The sequence below is a fragment of the Pseudomonas putida genome, assembly GCF_025905425.1.
Taxonomy (GTDB): domain Bacteria; phylum Pseudomonadota; class Gammaproteobacteria; order Pseudomonadales; family Pseudomonadaceae; genus Aquipseudomonas; species Aquipseudomonas putida_AF.
Genome location: NZ_CP109603.1, coordinates 2,225,137 through 2,243,990, shown reverse-complemented (window position 1 = coordinate 2,243,990; position 18,854 = coordinate 2,225,137). Strand labels below are relative to the sequence as shown.

The window sequence follows — 18,854 nt, the reverse complement described above, 5'->3', positions numbered from 1 at the left end:
ATACGGTCTTAGAAACCCACCGTGTTCCAGGGATGAATACTTCATGAGTCACCCCCCATCCGCCACTGCGCTCGCCGAGCTGACCCAGGCACTTGCTGCCAACGCCGAGCGTTATGACCGCAGCGGTCAGTTCCCCGCCGACAACTTCAGCCTGCTCCACCGCCACGGCCTGCTGAGCCTGACCGTACCCCGTGCCCTCGGTGGCGGCGGCGCCGACCTGGCCACCGCACGCCAAGTGGTTGCCGCCGTCGGCAAGAGCGACCCGTCCACCGCCCTGATCCTGGTCATGCAGTACCTGCAGCACTTTCGCCTGCAGGACGAAGCCCGCTGGCCCGAGCACCTGCGCCTGCAGGTGGCCCGTGACGCGGTGGCCAACGGTGCGCTGATCAACGCCTTTCGCGTCGAGCCCGAGCTGGGCACACCCGCCCGCGGTGGCCTGCCAGCCACCGTGGCGCGGCGTACCCAGGAAGGTTGGCGGCTGTCCGGGCGCAAGATCTACTCCACCGGCAGCTACGGCCTGACCTGGTACCTGGTGTGGGCCCGCAGCGACGACCCGGACCCGCTGGTCGGTGGTTTTCTGGTGCACAAGGACACACCCGGCATCAGCATCGCCGAAGACTGGGACCACCTGGGCATGCGTGCTACCTGCAGCCACGAGGTGCGGTTCGATGACGTGCTGATCCCCCTGGACCATGCCGTCAGCGTCAGCCCTGCCAGCGCGCCGCGCCCCGAACTCGACGGCACCGGCCTGTTGTGGATGTCGGTGTTGCTGCCAGCGCTGTACGACGGCGTCGCCCAGGCGGCCCGAGACTGGCTGGTCGCGTTCCTCAATAGCCGCGCGCCGTCCAATCTGGGTGCGCCGTTGGCCAGCCTGCCGCGCTTCCAAGAGGTGGTCGGGCGCATCGATACCCTGCTGTTCGCCAACCGCAGCCTGCTGGATTCGGCGGTGGCCGGGCACATCGACCCGCGTCACGCTGGGCAGATCAAGCACTTGGTCAGCCGCAACGCCATCCAGGCCGTGGAGCTGGCCATCGAGGCCGCTGGCAATCCGGGCTTGTCGCGCCGCAACCCGCTGGAGCGCCACTACCGTGATGTGCTGTGCAGCCGCATCCACACGCCACAGGACGATGCCGTGCTGGGCCAGGTCGGGCGCGCAGCGCTGGCGCAGGTGGCAGCATGAGCCACTCGATCATTGCCAGCCAGCTTGCCCCCCAGGCCAACCAATACCTGCGCGAGCATCTGCCCGACCACGAAGTCATCGACATCGCGCCTGGCCAGTTGCAGCTGGATGTACCCGCCGATGTGTTCATCGTGCGCCCGATCAACATCCGCGGTAACCGCGTGGACACCCCGCCGCCAGGCTGGCCCTGGTCGCTGCGTTGGGTACAGGTGGTGTCTTCAGGCATCGATTTCTACCCTGACTGGGTATTCCAGGGGCCACCGGTCACCAGTGGCAAGGGCGCCAATGCCGAGCAGGTCGCAGAATTCGCCCTGGCCCTGGTCTTTGCCGCCGCCAAGCAACTGCCGGGGTTGTGGGTGAACGATGCCGACTGGCGCCTGACCCCCTTGGCGCCGTTGCGCGGCCGCACCTTGGGTGTCTTCGGCTTCGGCAGCATTGGCCAGAGCCTGGCGCGCAAGGCCAGCGCACTGGGGATGCAGGTACTGGCGCTGAACCGCCCGGGCCAGCCGATTGCCGAGGTGCCCGGTGTCGAGCGCGTCGGGTGCCTGCAACAGCTGTTCGCAGGCAGCAATCATCTGGTCATCGCCGCACCGCTCACCTCGGCCACGCGAGGGCTGATCAACCGCCAGGTGCTGGCCCAGGCCAAGCCCGGCCTGCACCTGATCAACATCGCCCGCGGCGCTCTGCTCGACCAGCAAGCCCTGCTCGAAGCCCTGGACAGTGGCTTGATCGGCCGCGCCAGCCTCGATGTCACCGACCCGGAACCCCTGCCGGCAGGCCACCCGTTGTACCACCACCCGCGCGTATTTCTGTCGCCGCACACCTCGGCGATTTCCGAGGACGGCTACCCCGCGCTGCTCGAAGCCTTCCTCGACAACTTTGCCCGTTACCGCGAGCAGGCGCCGCTGCGCAACCTGGTCGATATCCAGCGCGGCTACTGACCCTATTTTCTGGAGAACATCATGAGCTCATTGTCTGTCGTATCCCCCCACGCAAACACCGTTCGCCAGCGGGTCAGCGCCGAGGAATGGGAGGTACGGGTGAAACTGGCCGCAGCCTATCGCCTGGCGGCGTTGTTCCGCTGGACCGACCACATCTACACGCACTTTTCAGCGCGGGTGCCAGGGCCTGACGAACACTTCCTGATCAACGCCTTTGGCTTGCTGTTCGATGAAATCACCGCGTCCAACCTGGTCAAGGTGGATGTCGACGGCACCCTCATCGACGACCCACTGGGCCTTGGCATCAACCAGGCCGGCTACGTCATCCACAGCGCCATCCACCGCGCGCGGCCCGACCTCAAGGCGGTGCTGCATACCCATACCCGCGATGGTGCTGCCGTCTCGGCCCAGCGCGATGGGCTGCTGCCCATTTCCCAGCACGCCTTGGCCTACTACAGCCGGGTGGTCTACCACGACTACGAAGGCGTCGCCCTCGACCTGGACGAGCAACAGCGTCTGGTTGCCAACCTGGGTGACAGCAACATCCTGATCCTGCGCAACCACGGCCTGCTCACCGGTGGGGTCAGTGTCGAGCATGCGCTCCGCGAGCTGCATGGGCTGGAGCGTGCCTGCAACATCCAGGTGGCGGCGCAGGCTGGGGGCCATGATCAGCTGCTGCATGCGGCACCGGCTGCGATTGCCAAGGTGCATGAGCAGTCCAAGCGGTTTTCCGATGGGCTGGGCGAAGGGATTCAGCGGCATTGGGATGCGTTGATCCGCCAATTGGATCGGGAGGGGCTGGATTACCAGGACTGACCTCGACAGCCGATCCGGCCTCTTCGCGGGCAAGCCCGCTCCCACAGGAAGCACGTTGCCGCTGTATCTGGACTGCCCTCAGAAAGTTGGACAGTTTAGCTAGCCGCCTGCACCCTGGCGCTGGCCCTCGCCGGCTGCTCGCGCAGCGTTGATGCCGATGTGCTGGAATTGCTTGCCCAGGTTGGCCTGGACAACCCGGCCGTGCGCGCCCGCCTGCTGGTGATGGAGCAGGGCCCACCCGCGCAGATCGTGCAGGTACCACAGCACCCGTACACCCGCCCCCTGCTCAATGCCGCACCGGCATTCAGCGCCTGTCGCCAGCCCCGGCAACTGGCGCCGGGTGCAAAGCCGATCCTCAGCCTGCAGGGTGTTGGTAAAACGTTCGAGTTGCCCAAGGTGAAAGGCCAGGACAACCGCTTTGTTGCGTTGCAGGGCCTGGACTTGCAGGTTCACCCGGGGCAAACGCTGGCCATCGTCGGTGAATCCGGTTCGGGCAAGAGCACCGCCCTGCGCATTGCCCTGGGCCTGGAAGCGCCCAGCCAAGGCCATGTGCTGTTCGACCAGCAGGATGTCACGGGCCACGGCTGGCGCCAGTTCCGCCCCTTGCGCCGGCGCATGCAGCTGGTACAGCAGAATCCCTTCGCCGCCCTCGACCCGCGTTTCACGGTGTTTGACAGCATCGTCGAGCCGCTGGTGTGGTTTGGCCTGCTCAAAGGCGCAGCACTGGAGCAGCGCGCTCGCGAACTGATCGAACGCGTGCAACTTCCTCTCCATTACCTTGACCGCCTGCCCCGCGAATTGTCTGGCGGCCAGCGCCAGCGGGTGGCGATTGCCCGGGCGCTGGCGCTAGAGCCGGAACTGTTGCTGCTCGACGAGCCGGTCAGCGCGCTGGATGTGTCGGTGCAGGCGCAGATTCTGCGCACTGCTGGATGAGCTGCAACGAGAGCTGGGTATGGCTTATGTGCTGGTGTCGCATGACCTGGCGGTGGTGGCGAGCATGGCCGACCAGGTGCTGGTATTGCGCAAGGGTCAAGTGGTGGAGCACGGGGCGGTCGAGCAGGTTTTCGAGCGGCCGGCGAGCGAGTATACGCAGGAGTTGATTGCTGCCATTCCTGGGCGCCCAGCCTCTGCTGCGGCTTGAACTCTAGCGCCCCACAGCCTGATATTTTTGCCAGTTGCAACGCTGTGGGCATCCCCTCAAGCTAGATTAAAATCAGGAGGCTCTATTCATGTTTATATTTTATCAGTCTGGCAAACCCACTACCTTGGTTCAATCTTCCAGAACTACTCGAATATTCAATCAGGACCGACAGGCGCTCGCCATTCAACACAGATCACACTCCTCTATTATTATCATAATTGCCTCAGACAAAATGCAATCCTCCATCATGGAGGCTCCCGGCCACGTCCTGCACTCACTGTCTTACACCCCTTTTGGCTTCTACCAAGCGATCGGGGAACTGCCTGTAGGCTTTAATGGCGAGCACTGCGACGCTGTGACAGGCATGTACGGTTTGGGTGCAGGATACCGTTGGTTTTCAACAACACTTATGCGTTTTTCGAGCCCTGACAACCTCAGCCCTTTTGCTAAAGGGGGCATCAATGCCTACACCTATGTTCGCAACGACCCGGTTAATCTGCTTGATCTAGACGGTCACGCGCCGTCGGCTCCAATACTCCATGGAACCAAGATGCGTCGGTTCCAATACGGTTTCAGAAAAATACACGCATTCGATAAAAATTATGGGGTCTATGAATCCAAACCTAGTCTTTTTAAAAAGCCAAAGCTATTGATATACACTCATGGCAGAGAGAGTGAAATACTAATCGACGGCGTCTCCATGGGCCCATTTAAATTCGCTAAATGGCTAACGAGCAAAAATATAAATCCCCAAAAATACAGGAAAGTCATTTTTGCCGCTTGCCTAGGAGGCTACGGCGAATCGTTTGGGCAAAAATTCTCAAATCAGAACAATGTAAAGGTGAGCGCTATTCCCGGCATTAGCGACGCAGTGATGGTAAACGGCGTAGAACCTGGCACCTTCAGTTTCGGGCTTTTATCCGAACCTTATAAAGACATGCCTGAGACAACACCACAACGCCCATGGGCTTACTCATTCGTAGATTTCACACCACAAGACGCTAAAAAACTTCGAAGCGCATGATTGAAGACAGCATTAAGAACGTCCCCAATGAACGGGTTTACTCTGCAGCATTCGATGCAATCTAAAATGCAAATTATGCATCAATACATGAAGCTAAATACCATTAAATAATATTAGCATAGAGCCACAAAGCCTTTCCCAACCCCACCCACCCCACGCTAAGGTCTACCCATCAAAACCGACCCCACACCTGGCGGAGGCTGTCTACCATCGCCCCGCCAGGCAGCCTACCCCTGCATCACGCAGTGCTCCTGTCGCGGCCCCGCTCGCACATTCACAACACAGGAGTTTCACCCATGAGCCTCGAATTCATCGGCCTCATCGGCCCGCAGGAAAGCAGCGAATCCCAGGCACCACGTGGCCCGCTGGTTGATCTGGAGTTTATCAAGGCCTTCTCCCAGGCCCAGGAATATGGCGGCTTCGACAAGGCATTGCTGGCGGTCAACACCAGTGCGCCAGACTCGATGATCCTGGCCAGCTACGTGGCAGCGCTTACCGAGCGCATCGGCCTGCTGGTCGCCCACCGCCCGGGCTTCCAGGCGCCAACGTTCGCCGCTCGCCAGTTCGCCACCCTTGACCAGCTGAGCCAGGGCCGGGCCTCGATCAATGTCATCACCGGCGGCGACAGCGGCGACCTGCAGCGCGATGGCGACTTCCTCGACAAGGAGGCCCGTTATGCCCGCACCGATGAATACCTGCAGGTACTGCGCAACACCTGGACCCGCCAAGAGCCCTTCGATCACCAGGGCATTCACTACCGTGTCGAAGACAACCTGACCTTGGTCAAACCGGTGCAGCATTTGCCAATCTACTTCTCCGGCGCGTCAGACGCCGCAGTCGAAGTGGCCGCCAAGCATGCCGACGTCTACATGATGTGGGGCGAGCCGCTGGAGCAGGTTCGCGAGCGTATTGCCAAGGTGCGCAAGGCTGCAGCCCGTTATGGGCGTGAACAGCACATTCGCTTCAGCCTTTCGCTGCGGCCGATTCTGGGGGCTACCGAGGAAGAAGCCTGGGCCCGCGCCGAACGCATTCTGGCCGATGCCCAGACGCGCATCGGCATCCGCCAGGGCAACCGCCGCGAGAAGAACTTTGGCAAAAGCAACGCCGGCTCAGAGCGCCTGGTGCAACTGGCCAGCCAGCGCAAGGTGCATGACACCCGGCTGTGGACCGAGATTGCCGCTTTGGGCGGCGGTGCGGGCAACTCGACGTCGCTGGTAGGGACAGCGGACCAGGTGGCTGAGGCGGCACTGGCGTACTACGAGCTGGGGGTTAGCACCTTCCTGTTCCGCGGGTTCGATCAGTTGCGCGATGCGGTGGAGTATGGGCAGGAACTGATTCCACGGATTCGCGGGTTGGTGGCGCAGCGGGAGGCTGGGCGTAGCGCGCGGACAGCTTAGGGCATGGCGGGACTCTTTTGCCGCCTGTGAGCTCAAGCGCCGAGCGGGCGGCGCTCGAGCTCACAGGCACTGCAAAACCCGAAAATTGCTGGCCTACAATTTCTGAAATACTTTTCACGCGCATACCGCTGTGCAATTGACGGAAAACCTGCCTCGTGGTCTCCTAATGCCTCGCGTTCAGGTGCCCCTCAGGGGGTGAAACGGGAAATCGGTGCGTCGCAAGCCCTCGACCAGGGCACGACAAAGCCGGTGCTGCCCCCGCAACGGTAAGCGAGCGAAGCGTCTAGACCACTGTGCCGCGTCATCTGGTATGGGAAGGGGCGCTTTTCAGGAGCCCTGCTCCTCCTCGTGAGCCCGGAGACCGGCCTGGCGTTCATGAACACCCCGCGGTGGGCGGGCGCTGTCGCATTCCCCTGGGCGGATCACGTTCGGGGCTGCCGCGCTTGCCCGTTGCCCACAAAAAGCAGAGGAACGCGTCATGCCCGTCACCAGCGCCAAACACAGCATTGCCACCCCCGTCACCCTCAGTCAGCGTGTCGTCATCGCCGTCGGCGCCAGCCTGCTGGGCCTGTGCCTGGTCTATTTTGCCGGCTTCTCGCACATCGAGGCCGTCCACAATGCGGCCCACGACACCCGTCACAGCGCCGCCTTCCCCTGCCACTGAGTACGCCCCATGATCACGCGCATTGCCCGTACCGCGGGCTTCAGCGGGCTGCTTGCCGCCTTGCTGTTGACCCTGCTGCAAAGCTTCTGGGTTGCTCCATTGATTCTTGAAGCGGAAACCTACGAGTCCGCCGCACCGGCCGCCGAGCATCATGAGCACGGCGCTGGTGCCCATGAACACAGCGAAGAAGCCTGGTCGCCTGAGGATGGCTGGCAGCGCATCCTGTCCACCACCGGTGGCAACCTGGTGGTCGCAGTCGGCTTCGCGCTGATACTCGTCGCCTTGTACAGCCTGCGTGAGCCGAAGCGCGTGGGCACCGGCGCCTTGTGGGGCCTGGCGGGGTTTGCCGTGTTCTGCCTGGCGCCTACCCTGGGCCTGCCGCCTGAGCTACCGGGCACCGCTGCCGCCGACCTGGGGCAACGCCAAGCTTGGTGGGTCGGCACCGCAAGTACCACCGCCCTAGGCCTGGCGCTGTTGGTGTTTGCCCGCCACTGGCTGCTGAAGGCGCTGGGCGCCGTGTTGCTGGTACTGCCGCATGTGTTTGGTGCACCGCAACCCGAGGTTCATCAAAGCCTCGCCCCCGAGGCCCTGGAAGCCCAATTCAAGATTGCCTCCTGGCTGACCAACGCGGCCTTCTGGGTGGCCCTGGGCCTGCTTAGCGCGTGGCTGTACCGCCGCTCCAGCCAGGCTTGATGGCGCTGCACCCCTCGATGCCGGCGCTGTACGCCGGCTTCGGCTGCCGCCGGGGCTGCCCGGCGGACACCCTCGAAACCCTGCTGCGCCAGGCCTTGAATGACCATGGTCTGGCGCTGTCTGCACTGCGCGGTATCGCCAGCATCACCTTGAAGGCCGACGAACCCGGCCTGCAGGAACTTGCCAAACGCTTTGGCCTGCCGCTGCTGCTGTACGATGCCCGGCAACTGCTGCCCTTTGAGCCCCTGCTCAGCCATCGCTCGGCCGTCGCCCACGCGCACAGCGGTTGCTGGGGCGTCGCAGAAAGCGCGGCGTTGGCCATGGCCAGCCAGCACCTTGGCACTGCCAAGCTGCGGGTTACACGCCAGGTGCTCGGCCCGGCTACCCTCGCCCTGGCCTGCGGGCGATAATCGCCGCATCCCTTTTATTGCAAGGACTTTCCATGACGGTCTACTTCATCGGCGCCGGCCCCGGCGATCCGGAACTGATCACGGTCAAGGGCCAGCGCTTGATCCGCCAGTGCCCGGTAATCATCTACGCCGGCTCCCTGGTACCCGCTGCCGTGCTCGAAGGGCACCAGGCCGAGACCGTGATCAACAGCGCCGAACTGCACCTGGAGCAGATCATCAGCGCCATGCGCACGGCACACGCACAAGGCCAGGACGTGGCCCGCGTCCACAGCGGCGACCCCAGCCTATATGGCGCGATCGGCGAGCAGATCCGCCACCTGCGTGAGCTGGGCATCGATTATCAGATCATCCCGGGCGTCACCGCCACCGCCGCCAGTGCGGCCCTGCTGGGCTGCGAGCTGACCCTGCCGCAAGTGTCGCAAACCGTGATTCTCACCCGCTTTGGCGACACCTCGCCGATGCCGCCTGGCGAGCAACTGGGCGATCTGGCGCGCCATGGCAGCACCTTGGCCATCCACCTGGGCGTGAAGCACCTGCCGCGTATTGTCAGTGAACTGTTACCCCACTATGGCCCGCAATGCCCGGTTGCCGTCGTCCATCGCGCCACCTGGCCGGACCAGGATTGGGTGCGCGGCACCCTTGACGATATCGTCGAACGCGTGGCGTTGAAGGATTTTCGCCGTACCGCGCTGATACTCGTGGGCCATGTGCTGGGGGACACGCCGTTCGCCGAGTCGGCCCTGTACCGAGCCGGGCACGCGCACCTCTATCGCCCTGGCGACTGAGCATTGCCAGCCTTGGCACTGGCGTAGCAGACTCCAGGCTCCCGTGTGCAAACAGGAGCCATGCCAATGCTGGAGCTACGACCCAATTGTGAGTGTTGCGACGCCGACCTGCCGGGCGATAGCCCGGACGCGTTGATCTGCTCGTTCGAATGCACGTTCTGCCGTACCTGTGCCGACACCCGCCTGCACGGCCGCTGCCCGAACTGTTCTGGCCAGTTGCTGACACGCCCGACACGGGTCGGCCAAGCGCTGGCCAACAACCCCGCCTCGACCCTGCGCGTGCTCAAATCCCACACCGACTGCGCGTAGCGGCCTTGCGAAAATAGGCATCGCCACGTCGAGCGGGCGGTGTCTATCCCTGTTTTTTGTAGGAATTTTCAACAACTCGCACAGGGTTAATCAACAACTCTATACTCGGCATTACCAAACCTGGGGAATGGTCGTATCTTGCAGCGCTTCCGATAAACCCACTTGCAGACGTATTCCTGAGTGTTCCAGGAAGCGGACCACATCCCTACAGGAGTTTTCTTGATGACAACCGTCCTGATCGTCGACGACCACCCTATTGTCCGACTGTCCTTGCGCCTGCTGCTTGAGCGGGAGCGTTTTCACGTCGTTGGCGAAGTCGGCAATGGCAATGAGGTGGCCCAGGTGGCGCGCGAACTGCGCCCGGACGTCGTTCTGCTGGACATCGGACTACCCGGCCTGGACGGCATGGAGGTCATCAAACGGCTTCAGTGTCTGGAGCCAGTGCCCAAGATCATGGTGCTGACCGGGCAAGCCACCGACCTGTACGTAAGACGCTGCCTGGATGCCGGCATCGGTGCCTTCGTCACCAAGGACGAAGACCATGAGGCCCTGCTGTTTGCACTCAAAGCCCTGGTCAAAGGCTATTCGACCTTCCCGCAGATGTCGGTCAACAGCAATTCGCTGGAAAGCGAACCAACACGCCTGGGCAGCCTGTCCAACCGCGAAATGGAAGTGCTGCGACGCCTTGCTCGCGGTGAAAACAACAAGAACATCGGCACCTGCATGAACCTCAGCGCCAAAACCATCAGCACCTATCGGGGCCGCATCATGGAGAAGCTCAAGACCGAGTCGTTGGTGGAAATGGTCGATCTGGCCAAGCGCAACAGCGTCAACTGAGCCAGGTTGCCATGAAGCGCCTGCTGGCGAGCATCCTGCTGATCATCGGCCTGGCCGGCTCCACCGGCGTGTTTGCCGACAGCGAACCACGGCAGTTGCTCGCGCGCTCGATCAGCGCCGCAGCGCCCATGCAACTGGACGACCAGGACCGCCAATGGCTGCAGCGGCGCGGCCACCTGGTGCTGGGCAGCTCGCGGCCTGATTACCCGCCCTTCGAGATCAACATCAGCCAACGTGACTACGAAGGCCTGAGCGCCGACTATGCAGGCATCATCGCCGAACAACTCGGCATCCCGATCGAAGTCCGGCGGTTCGACAACCGCCACGAAGCCATTGCGGCACTGCGGGACGGCCACATTGACCTATTGGGCAGCTCCAACGGCTTCGAGGCGGCCGACGCCCAGCTAGGCCTCAGCGAGCCCTACGCCGACGACTTGCCGGTCATCGTCACCCGCGAAGGCCGCTCGCTGAAAGCCACCCCAGACCTGAACGGCCTGCGCCTGGCCATGGTCGATCATTACCTGCCCGCCAATACCGTGCGCGCGCTCTACCCCAAGGCGCAATTGAGCCTGTACCGCTCAACCCTGGCAGGCCTTGCCGCCGTCGAGCTGGGCGAGGCCGACGCCTACCTGGGCGATGCCATCAGCACCGACTTTCTGATCGGCAAGAGCTACCAGGGCACGGTGAAGATCGACCATTTCTGCAAGGTGGCGCCCGGTATCTTTGCGTTTGCCCTGGCCAACGACAACCAACGCTTGCTGGGCCTGGTCGACAAGGCCTTGGCCAGAATCACCGAAAGCGAGCGCCTGACCATCCTACGCCGCTGGACCAGCGGTAACACCAGCCTGCTGCTGGAGCGCCACCTGACGGCGCTGACCGCTGAAGAAGAGGACTGGATAGCCCGCAACCCCACCGTCAAGGTGCTGATCAACACCTCACTCGCGCCGCTGACCTTCAACGACACACAGCACCGCACCAGCGGCATCACGCTGGAACTGCTCAAGCAGATATCCCTGCGCACGGGGTTGCATTTCAAGCCCATCGAGAGCCAGTCGGCGCAGGTGATGGTCGACCGCCTGGCACGTGGTGACGCGCAGATGATCGGCGCTCTGGGCTACGGCGCAGAACGCGCCAAGCAATTGCGTTTTACCCGCCCCTACCTGGTCAGCCCACGGGTGTTGGTCACCCGTAACGATGCAACATCATCGGCGCAGGCCAAAGCCCTCGACGGCCAGCGCGTAGCCTTGGTTCGCGGCTCGCCGCAGCAGGCAGAACTCGTGCGCCGCTACCCGCACGCCAAAATGGTGGAAGTGGACAACCCCCTCGGGCTCATGGAGGCGGTGGCCAATGGCGCCGCCGACGTTGCATTGAGCAACCACATCAACGCCACCTACTACATCAACCATGTATTCAAGGACCGGCTGCGTATCGCCAGTGTGCTGGACGACAGCCCGGCCATCGCGGCATTCGCCGTAGCCCCGGACCAACCGCAACTGCAGGCCATTCTCGACAAGGCGCTGCTGAGCATCCCTCCAGAAGAACTGGACCAACTGATCAACCGCTGGCGCACCAGCACACTGGTCAGCGACAGCCCCTGGCGCGACTACCGCACCCTGGCGCTGCAAGTACTGGTGCTGTCGGCCCTGTTGCTGACCGGGGTGGTTTTCTGGAACAGCTACCTGCGCAAACTGATCCACCAGCGCACCGAAGCCCAGCACGCCCTGCAAGCCCAACTGGCCTTGAGCCGCGGCCTGCTCGAACAGTTGCGCCAGGCCAAGGACGATGCCGAACAGGCCAGCCAGACCAAGAGCACTTTCCTGGCAACCATGAGCCATGAAATCCGTACCCCGATGAATGCAATGACCAGTGTTTTTAGTAGAAAATGGTAGCATCCAGTATCCTTGAAGGGTTGAGAGCATCCATGACCAGCGCAAACCCCTTGCCCAGAGCCTTTGCGGAGGTGTTCCAGGGCGACGAAACCATCAACGTATATAGCTACATCCGTTTTTCATCCAAGGCCCAAAAGCTGGGGTTTGGCGAGATGCGGCAGCTTGACCAGCTCAAACGGTTTTTTGACCAATACCCACAAGCTCGGCAGGTCGAGCACTACGAGGATTTGGGCGTTTCTGCCTTCAAGGGCAAGAATCTGAAATCCGGCCAGTTGGCCCGGTTCGTGGAGCGGATCAAGGCCAAAGAGATCCTACCCAACGCCTTGCTGCTGGTCGAATCCTTCGACCGAATCAGCCGGATGGGTGGTTATGACGCCCTTGAACTAATAATCTCAATCATCCAAGCCGATTGTGCAATTTACACCCTGTTTGATAACCGCCTCTACTCTCGCCGGAAGCGAGATAGCAGCGTTGACATAAGCCTGATTCAGAACATTCTGGAAAGGGCAAACGATGAAAGCCGTAACAAGTCAGAGCGTATCTCAGACGCCAAAGCCCGAAACTTATTGAAGGGTGAAAACGGCCAGATAATCACGAAGCGGTGTCCCTTCTGGATTAGCTATGTTGATGGCGAATTTGTGTTGAACGAGCACGCAGAGGCCGTCAAGCGAGCGACAGAACTTTGTTTTGAAATGGGTGCAAGAACTACCGCTCAAGAACTTAACAAGCTAAATTTTTCAAAAAAATACACCGAAAGCATGATAGGTAAGGTTCTTCGCCAACCTGCAATCTATGGCTCATTCATCGCTATGGAATGGGACGATTTAGGAAAGCCAGTTCAGATTAAAAAAGAGATTAAAAATTACTATCCCGCCGTAATCAGTGAATCAGACTTCCATAGGATTGGTGCAAAGCTAAGTCAGCGTCAAGATCCAAAACTTGCAGGGCGGAAGGCTGCTGAATTTAAAAATATCCTTCGGGGCTTGGTCTTTTGCGCTTGTGGTTCAGGTTTTCGTTATCACGCACAAAAAAGTCAATATGTTGATTTGGTATGTTCCGCCTCATTAGCTGGACGCTGTTCCTATGCCGAGCCGGGGAAAGGCGTCCGATACCGTTATGCCAGGGTTGAGGAGATATTTCTTGCCTATCAGGCCCTAATCCCATTCCATCAGATAATAGCCAAATCCAACGACATTAAAGCCCTCGAAAAAGAGCATGAAGAATTAACAGGGCTCGTCATTCAAAAAGGACAAGCGTTAGAAAGTAATTTTGCCATTCTTGAAAAAGCTTCGGAAACCGCCCAAAAATACGTTTTGAGCAGGATTGAGGAAGTCAGTGAAGAGTTAGATCAACTCAAAGCTAAACAACATGAAGTCGGCCTTAGAATCAGCTCAATGCACCTTGCAACCAAGTCAGCAATTAGCGTGATGGACATTTACAAGCTGCTATTGACTGAAAGCGGCCGAATTAAAATTAACAATTTTCTCGTTAGTCAAGCCGTTAGGGTTTCAATTACCCCAATAAAGAAAAAATATTTCGCTATAGATATTCATCTTTCAGGAAATCATATCGACCGAATTAGTGTCACCCCTGACGGATACACTGCCGAAAATAAAACTCGACTCTGAACCGCTATCAGCCCTAAAACGCACCCAATCAGAGATTGGGCACCTTTTAGGGCTTTGATAAAAATCAATCATGCGCAAAGTTCATTGCCTTGCCTCGAGCAGCTTGTGATTTTACTTTCTCTGTAAGTTCATTTATTGGCAATGCCTTGCTAAATAACCATCCTTGAACAAGTGCGTCAGGGCAAAAATCCAGAATTGCCTTTTTTTGTGTTTCCGTTTCTACACCTTCAAAAACAATTTGAGTATCCAAGGCTTTTGCTATTTCGTAAATTTTTTGCAGAACTATTGCTGCCGGAGAGTTTGTTCCAGCAGCTTGCGTGAACGATTTATCAATTTTTATAACGTCAACATTGAGTTTTGCCAAATAAGAAAGACTTGAATAGCCCGAGCCAAAATCATCAATTAATACCTTATGGCCACACAGTCGAAGATGTTCAATTTTTTCTTCAATTTTACTAATTTCACCCGTTGCACCTTCAAGGATTTCAATTGCAATCTGACTTGCTAATACTCCGTGGGTTTTAGCTGTATCTGAGATATGCCTAACAAGATCACCACCTAAAAGGTCTTTGGTTTCAATATTAAAGCTCAAATATATATCAGGATTGCAAGCCAAGCCTTTCGAGCATTCTTCCAATGCTTTATTAACAATGAGTTTACTCAGATTTTCTTGCAGACCAAGATCCTCTGCCTTTTGGATAAAAACATTTGGAGGGACTGAGCCGAATTTCCTATCATGCCAACGTGCCAAAACCTCGAAACCGGAAACCTTGCCATTAATGCCATGAACAATCGGCTGATATGCAGTTGATATTAATCCGTTTTTAATGGCATATTTCAAACGGTAGGAAAGTGAATCCCTAACCCTTCGGTATTGGTGGGCAGCATAGAAAACTAACAAGCCCAATGAGCACCCAATCAATGCAATAAACAAGAGAAGGCCAGGTTTATTGGCCATGAAAATATTGGCTTGAATATTCGAGCTAACACAGATGTCGTATTTTTCAGAACACAGCCTTGCGAATGCGCTGGTTAGCATATTACCTTGATGAGAATCACCGAATGTGCGCATGATGGTTTTACCATCACGAGATACAATAGATGAATTTAATTCCACTGACGGAGATTCAAAAGGTGCAAATGCGGTGGGTGATGTAACAACGAATGAGTTTCCTTTTGCTGAAATATCAATTTTTACTGAGCTGGGGAAATAACTTGAAACGCCACCCCAAAGTTGAACATTGTTTCTGGTAACTCTACCATCACCAACCAATCGAAATGAGGGGATTAACCCCCACATAGCAGAGCAGTTAATGGTTTTATTTTCGATTCGTCCAGCATCTTTTACAAAGCGATATTCATAGGTGACTCTTTTTAGAGCGTCCAGGTCTGACGGTCCGCAAGATTGTTCAGATGCTTTGTTTAGTTCATCAAGTGCAGCGGTAAGGTTTTCTGCAACCGTTTCCGCATGGTTTAGCACAACGTTAGCGTAGGATTCTATTCTGTTGTCTGCACTAATCAACCATAGAAACTGTGATACTCCAAACGAGAACAGCACTCCAACAGTCATGCATCCAGCTAAATAGCACAGAGTGCTTTTTTCGAGCTTTTTCATGCGCACCACCCGTGATTCCCTATTTCCGTCTTATGCCACATCTCTGTGGGGTTGCATAGGGTCTCTACGTGCATTTTTCCACCATCACGCTATGCGTGACGGCGCTGGACAAATCCAGCACCAAAAGCAGGCCCTAACAAGTCAGGGCCAGCCGGACAAATCCGGCTAAGAGCAAAAGCATTGATCCAAATGCTAATATTTAAGTAGGGCTTCTTTTAACCCGTTGGGCTTACCACCACACTTAACTTCGTTAAGACGCTTCGCTTGCGGTAGTAAGCACGGGTTCCTGGCCGGAAGGGCAGAAGCAAAAACAGTGTGGACTTAAAAATTAACTATCAACATGAGGACAAAATGAATGGCAAAAAAATAACTTCGATGATTTTCAAAACCTTGAACTACACGAATGAAATCAAGAAAAAATCAACAAATGGACATGGCGGTCGCCGTCAATTGTTCAAGAGCCTGCGCCACTCTCTGCGCATTCCCGCAAGCCAGCCCAAGAAGCTGGAATGGTTCGATGAACAATCTCATTTAAATTTAATCTGGCTACCAGAAATCGGCACGATAAAATTAAACGACTATCCGAAAGAACAAAGGGAATCTCTTCTTGCGAAAATAACCAATGAATCGGAAGCGCCAGCACTGGTTAAGAACAACAGGGCCGAATTATTGGAAGCGCGCACAAAGCTCAAAAATAAAGTCAAAAATGCCAGTAAAAAAGAAACGGACGAAGGAAGCATTCTTGCCTTTCAGAATATCCTGAACGTATCAGGCACCGCTGACACTGAACAGCTGTTGTCCGACCTTGATCAATTCGATATTAAGCGTAAAAGCCAGAAGCTCGACACTGCAAAGCAGTTTCTCGACTGCCATAACGAGATTGAGCTTGGCCCTAATCCACTCATCAAGAAAAATCAGGCTGTTATTCAAGAAGCTTTTTTCAAGTTTCCTTCTAAAAATGAAGTTTCAGGGGTTAGCGCAGCAGGTCGAATTGACTTAATCAAAGATTTTTACCAGCAGGTGTTTCCTGAATACCCTATTCACTTCATTGTTTTGCACGGTGATGAAGACGTTGATCTAAAAGATCATAGCGACCATCCGCATTTATTCATTTCAACAAAGAACAGTAAAACCGGGCGTTACGACCTGCGCGAAACGCAGATCAATCAAGTTAATTCCTATCTGAAAAAGCATCGCCCAGGAACAGAACTGATTGGCGAGAAGCCTGATTTTTTGGAGTCTCAATTACTGTTTGGGTATTTGCAGGATATGTTTTATGCCTATACAAATAATAGACTATTGAAAAACACCCCTTACTATGCAAAAAAACACGAAAAGACCGAGGGGCACATGAACACACTCCGCTACATCAACGGAGAGGCAAAAAAACCAAAATCGGAACGTGCCTTTAACCTCTACACACTCGCCAAGGAACAAAGAGACGAGGCTGTTAGAAAAGCCCAGTTGGCGAAGCAGGAGGCTGGGCAGGCAAAGGAGAATGCACAGAAAGCCCAAGAATACACACAGAAGGCTAAACGATATGTCGCCACTCAGCTCAGCAAGGCGGAAGATGCCACGGAGCGCCACAGGATGGCTATGGAGGCCACAGCAGAGGAATACGAGCAGGCAGACGCTTACCGTCGCAAATCAGAGCATTACAAGGACGTTATAGATAAGGATCGTGTAAAACATGATAGAGATCTTGTAGCCCATGCCAAGATAAAAGCCGAATTAAAGCTATTCAGAACCAATCTTTCTGATTTGATAGATGGCATCACAAGCTGGATTGAAGAAACGTTCGCCGCTCGACGCCAAGATATTCAGGAAAAATATCTGGAGCGAGCGAGAAAAGCTTATGAGCGAGTAGTAGAAAATGACGAATCAGAAGATAAACAATTTACAAAAGAGGCAGAAGCCAATGTAGACGCACAGTTAGGGCAAATTGACTTATATGGTAAAAGAATCCCAGACCTACCGTCTGCAAAGGAGATACGACGAAAGATCATCAGGCCAAGATAATGAAAAACCACCTATAAGGTGGATTTTCGGATTGAATACTTAACGACTGGAAGTTATGCCAGTAAGTCCCAAGCCAATTGGAATTACGCTAATAACCGTGCTTTTCTTGGTTGGTGGCCTCGTCTGCAAATCACTCACCTTGTAATAATTAACTATAGCAGATGTGCCATCGAACGTTACGTCTTTCAAAATCACTGATTTTGCTGCCACAGCGGCAGCTGTGATCTCTCCAGCGCCCAAATATTTATCTATTGCTATTGGTAGAGAAATCTCCACCTCAGCATTCTCAGTGCCAACTACTGACTGAAACTTAGCAATCAACGCGCCAATCTTAGCAGGACTATATGCACCACTACTCATGTCGTCTATGTTTACGGTGAGTTTATGGCGTTCATTTGCAGCCCAATTGGATGTAGCAAGGCTATTGAGATACTTGGAGAATGATTCTCCATTTTGCAGGCTGGACGAGGTAACAGAGATATTGCTTAATAAACCATTAGGTGTAGCACCTGCATCAACCGTAGGCTGATTATCGACCTGAATAGAAGCACAGTTATTATTGCTAACTACCCACTGACTCCCGTAAGGGTAGCTGATTTGACCTTGGGAATTTGTTGCTTTAATCCTGTATCGTTGAATGCTCCCTGTCTGCCCCGCTGCGCATGCTAACTCATCTGTCTCTTGTATAACGTCAGTGATTTGTGCGACGCATGACTCAAAATCTACGTTCGTGATCTCAAATTGAAATTTAGTGTCGGTTGTTTTTGCAGTAGCGCTGTATGTCGTTGTGTAAGTTCCGTGCTTATATACTGTCCCTGAATAGGTTCCTTGCGCAACTCCATAATAAGAATCGCAGCTTTCCTCCTGAACACCATCCTTTGTTTCGATTGTCTCAGAGGGGATAGGCTTGCAAGTGCTGGAAACATTCACCCAGCCAGAATAATTTCTTTTAGTGGCATCGCTCCAAACCTCATAGGTCCGTTTCTGTTGGATTGATCCAGTCTCTCCAATTGCACAAGCCACATTCCTATTCTCGGTCTGAGTGCTCTGCTTTACGGCTGCACATGTCTTTTTAACATCCTTCCAAGATGAATAGTTCTTTTTGCTCCCATCAGACCATAGCTCGTAGGTTCTGCTTTGCGTCCATGTCCCGCTTGGTTGCGCTGCCGGGCAACTGAGCGATTTACTCTCAGTTTTTGTGGATTGGTATACAGGTGCTACTACTTTGCATGTATTACTTACAGGGTTCCCCCAGTAAATACCGCCAGAGTTGCAGTTGAATGCATTGCCGTTAACCGTTGCTTGATAGGTAATCAGCCCCGTCTGTCCAGTTGGGCAAGCAGCCGTTTTGGTGCAGGTAATCCACCAAAAACCACCATCTGCAGAAGCGTGAGGGAGTAAGAAAAGTAAAAATACAGGAAGGAAATATTTCAGGTTTTTCATTTTTTAATTATTTGCGTATACGTAAATTGTATCACGCAAAAAAAACAAAAGAATCTCTACGTC

At 55.9% G+C, this 18,854-nt stretch carries 16 protein-coding genes, 3 pseudogenes and 1 riboswitch; of the genes and pseudogenes, 17 read left to right on the top strand and 2 right to left on the bottom strand.

The features are described from left to right. Positions 1-43 precede the first annotated feature (43 nt). From OGV19_RS10130 to OGV19_RS10065, 16 genes and pseudogenes are all read left to right on the top strand, one after another. Positions 44-1,180, top strand: a complete 1,137-nt coding sequence (locus OGV19_RS10130) for an acyl-CoA dehydrogenase family protein (protein ID WP_264313251.1) — start codon at positions 44-46, stop codon at positions 1,178-1,180. After that, complete coding sequence (locus OGV19_RS10125; RefSeq protein WP_264313250.1) at positions 1,177-2,121, top strand: D-isomer specific 2-hydroxyacid dehydrogenase family protein; 945 nt, start codon at positions 1,177-1,179, stop codon at positions 2,119-2,121. The genes OGV19_RS10130 and OGV19_RS10125 overlap by 4 nt, the downstream gene beginning before the upstream one ends. Positions 2,122-2,142: 21 nt before the next feature. Beyond that, positions 2,143-2,937 (top strand): class II aldolase/adducin family protein, encoded by a 795-nt coding sequence (locus OGV19_RS10120; protein WP_264313249.1) that lies wholly within the window; start codon positions 2,143-2,145, stop codon positions 2,935-2,937. A 222-nt stretch (positions 2,938-3,159) separates the two neighbouring features. Continuing rightward, positions 3,160-3,261, top strand: a pseudogene (locus tag OGV19_RS27780) (hypothetical protein); the annotation flags it as partial. A 72-nt stretch (positions 3,262-3,333) separates the two neighbouring features. After that, a pseudogene (locus tag OGV19_RS27775) lies at positions 3,334-3,838 on the top strand (ATP-binding cassette domain-containing protein); the annotation flags it as partial. Between the two features lie 51 nt (positions 3,839-3,889). Further along, entirely contained in the window at positions 3,890-4,078 is a 189-nt protein-coding gene (locus tag OGV19_RS27770) for a hypothetical protein (protein ID WP_413470153.1), read from the top strand. An 88-nt stretch (positions 4,079-4,166) separates the two neighbouring features. Beyond that, positions 4,167-5,102, top strand: coding sequence for an RHS repeat-associated core domain-containing protein (locus OGV19_RS10110; RefSeq protein ID WP_264313248.1), 936 nt, complete (start codon positions 4,167-4,169; stop codon positions 5,100-5,102). A gap of 296 nt (positions 5,103-5,398) precedes the next feature. Then, the gene (locus OGV19_RS10105) at positions 5,399-6,499 is read left to right on the top strand and encodes an LLM class flavin-dependent oxidoreductase (protein WP_264313247.1); all 1,101 of its coding nucleotides are present in this window, start codon (positions 5,399-5,401) and stop codon (positions 6,497-6,499) included. Positions 6,500-6,661: 162 nt separating this feature from the next. Next, positions 6,662-6,884, top strand: a riboswitch (cobalamin riboswitch). A gap of 93 nt (positions 6,885-6,977) precedes the next feature. Further along, positions 6,978-7,163 (top strand): CbtB domain-containing protein, encoded by a 186-nt coding sequence (locus OGV19_RS10100; protein WP_027593390.1) that lies wholly within the window; start codon positions 6,978-6,980, stop codon positions 7,161-7,163. Positions 7,164-7,172: 9 nt separating this feature from the next. Next, positions 7,173-7,856, top strand: coding sequence for a CbtA family protein (locus OGV19_RS10095; RefSeq protein WP_264313246.1), 684 nt, complete (start codon positions 7,173-7,175; stop codon positions 7,854-7,856). A gap of 17 nt (positions 7,857-7,873) precedes the next feature. Beyond that, positions 7,874-8,266 carry a cobalamin biosynthesis protein gene (locus OGV19_RS10090; RefSeq protein ID WP_264313924.1) on the top strand — a complete coding sequence of 131 codons (393 nt, stop codon included), beginning with the start codon at positions 7,874-7,876 and terminating at the stop codon, positions 8,264-8,266. 32 nt (positions 8,267-8,298) lie between these two features. After that, positions 8,299-9,051 (top strand): precorrin-4 C(11)-methyltransferase, encoded by a 753-nt coding sequence (cobM, locus tag OGV19_RS10085; protein ID WP_264313245.1) that lies wholly within the window; start codon positions 8,299-8,301, stop codon positions 9,049-9,051. A 66-nt stretch (positions 9,052-9,117) separates the two neighbouring features. Continuing rightward, complete coding sequence (locus OGV19_RS10080) at positions 9,118-9,360, top strand: DUF1272 domain-containing protein (protein ID WP_264313244.1); 243 nt, start codon at positions 9,118-9,120, stop codon at positions 9,358-9,360. A gap of 222 nt (positions 9,361-9,582) precedes the next feature. After that, on the top strand, positions 9,583-10,197 hold the full coding sequence (locus tag OGV19_RS10075) for a response regulator transcription factor (RefSeq protein ID WP_264313243.1): 615 nt from the start codon (positions 9,583-9,585) through the stop codon (positions 10,195-10,197). Between the two features lie 11 nt (positions 10,198-10,208). Next, positions 10,209-12,059 (top strand): annotated as a pseudogene (locus OGV19_RS10070) (transporter substrate-binding domain-containing protein); the annotation flags it as partial. Between the two features lie 59 nt (positions 12,060-12,118). After that, a complete protein-coding gene (locus OGV19_RS10065) occupies positions 12,119-13,714 on the top strand; it encodes a recombinase family protein (RefSeq protein ID WP_264309601.1) in 1,596 nt (531 codons plus the stop codon). Between the two features lie 64 nt (positions 13,715-13,778). On the opposite strand, the gene OGV19_RS10060 is transcribed toward OGV19_RS10065, so the two are convergent. Next, positions 13,779-15,329, bottom strand: coding sequence for an EAL domain-containing protein (locus OGV19_RS10060; protein WP_264309602.1), 1,551 nt, complete (start codon positions 15,327-15,329; stop codon positions 13,779-13,781). Between the two features lie 351 nt (positions 15,330-15,680). Between OGV19_RS10060 and OGV19_RS10055 the strand changes: the two genes are divergently transcribed. Further along, positions 15,681-17,348, top strand: coding sequence for a hypothetical protein (locus OGV19_RS10055; RefSeq protein ID WP_264309603.1), 1,668 nt, complete (start codon positions 15,681-15,683; stop codon positions 17,346-17,348). 39 nt (positions 17,349-17,387) lie between these two features. Here the strand turns inward: OGV19_RS10055 and OGV19_RS10050 are convergent, their stop codons facing one another. Next, the gene (locus OGV19_RS10050) at positions 17,388-18,791 is read right to left on the bottom strand and encodes a C-type lectin-like domain-containing protein (RefSeq protein WP_264309604.1); all 1,404 of its coding nucleotides are present in this window, start codon (positions 18,789-18,791) and stop codon (positions 17,388-17,390) included. Between the last annotated feature and the right edge of the window lie 63 nt (positions 18,792-18,854).

What these genes read in the sequence shown, in the direction of transcription:
- OGV19_RS10090 (WP_264313924.1), top strand. Translation starts at nt 7,874, where the DNA reads ATGCCGGCGCTGTACGCCGGCTTCGGCTGCCGCCGGGGCTGCCCGGCG.
- OGV19_RS10105 (WP_264313247.1), top strand. Translation starts at nt 5,399, where the DNA reads ATGAGCCTCGAATTCATCGGCCTCATCGGCCCGCAGGAAAGCAGCGAA.
- OGV19_RS10080 (WP_264313244.1), top strand. Translation starts at nt 9,118, where the DNA reads ATGCTGGAGCTACGACCCAATTGTGAGTGTTGCGACGCCGACCTGCCG.
- cobM (WP_264313245.1), top strand. Translation starts at nt 8,299, where the DNA reads ATGACGGTCTACTTCATCGGCGCCGGCCCCGGCGATCCGGAACTGATC.
- OGV19_RS10125 (WP_264313250.1), top strand. Translation starts at nt 1,177, where the DNA reads ATGAGCCACTCGATCATTGCCAGCCAGCTTGCCCCCCAGGCCAACCAA.
- OGV19_RS10075 (WP_264313243.1), top strand. Translation starts at nt 9,583, where the DNA reads ATGACAACCGTCCTGATCGTCGACGACCACCCTATTGTCCGACTGTCC.
- OGV19_RS27770 (WP_413470153.1), top strand. Translation starts at nt 3,890, where the DNA reads ATGGCTTATGTGCTGGTGTCGCATGACCTGGCGGTGGTGGCGAGCATG.
- OGV19_RS10100 (WP_027593390.1), top strand. Translation starts at nt 6,978, where the DNA reads ATGCCCGTCACCAGCGCCAAACACAGCATTGCCACCCCCGTCACCCTC.
- OGV19_RS10120 (WP_264313249.1), top strand. Translation starts at nt 2,143, where the DNA reads ATGAGCTCATTGTCTGTCGTATCCCCCCACGCAAACACCGTTCGCCAG.
- OGV19_RS10095 (WP_264313246.1), top strand. Translation starts at nt 7,173, where the DNA reads ATGATCACGCGCATTGCCCGTACCGCGGGCTTCAGCGGGCTGCTTGCC.
- OGV19_RS10065 (WP_264309601.1), top strand. Translation starts at nt 12,119, where the DNA reads ATGACCAGCGCAAACCCCTTGCCCAGAGCCTTTGCGGAGGTGTTCCAG.
- OGV19_RS10110 (WP_264313248.1), top strand. Translation starts at nt 4,167, where the DNA reads ATGTTTATATTTTATCAGTCTGGCAAACCCACTACCTTGGTTCAATCT.
- OGV19_RS10055 (WP_264309603.1), top strand. Translation starts at nt 15,681, where the DNA reads ATGAATGGCAAAAAAATAACTTCGATGATTTTCAAAACCTTGAACTAC.
- OGV19_RS10060 (WP_264309602.1), bottom strand. Translation starts at nt 15,329, where the DNA reads ATGAAAAAGCTCGAAAAAAGCACTCTGTGCTATTTAGCTGGATGCATG.
- OGV19_RS10130 (WP_264313251.1), top strand. Translation starts at nt 44, where the DNA reads ATGAGTCACCCCCCATCCGCCACTGCGCTCGCCGAGCTGACCCAGGCA.
- OGV19_RS10050 (WP_264309604.1), bottom strand. Translation starts at nt 18,791, where the DNA reads ATGAAAAACCTGAAATATTTCCTTCCTGTATTTTTACTTTTCTTACTC.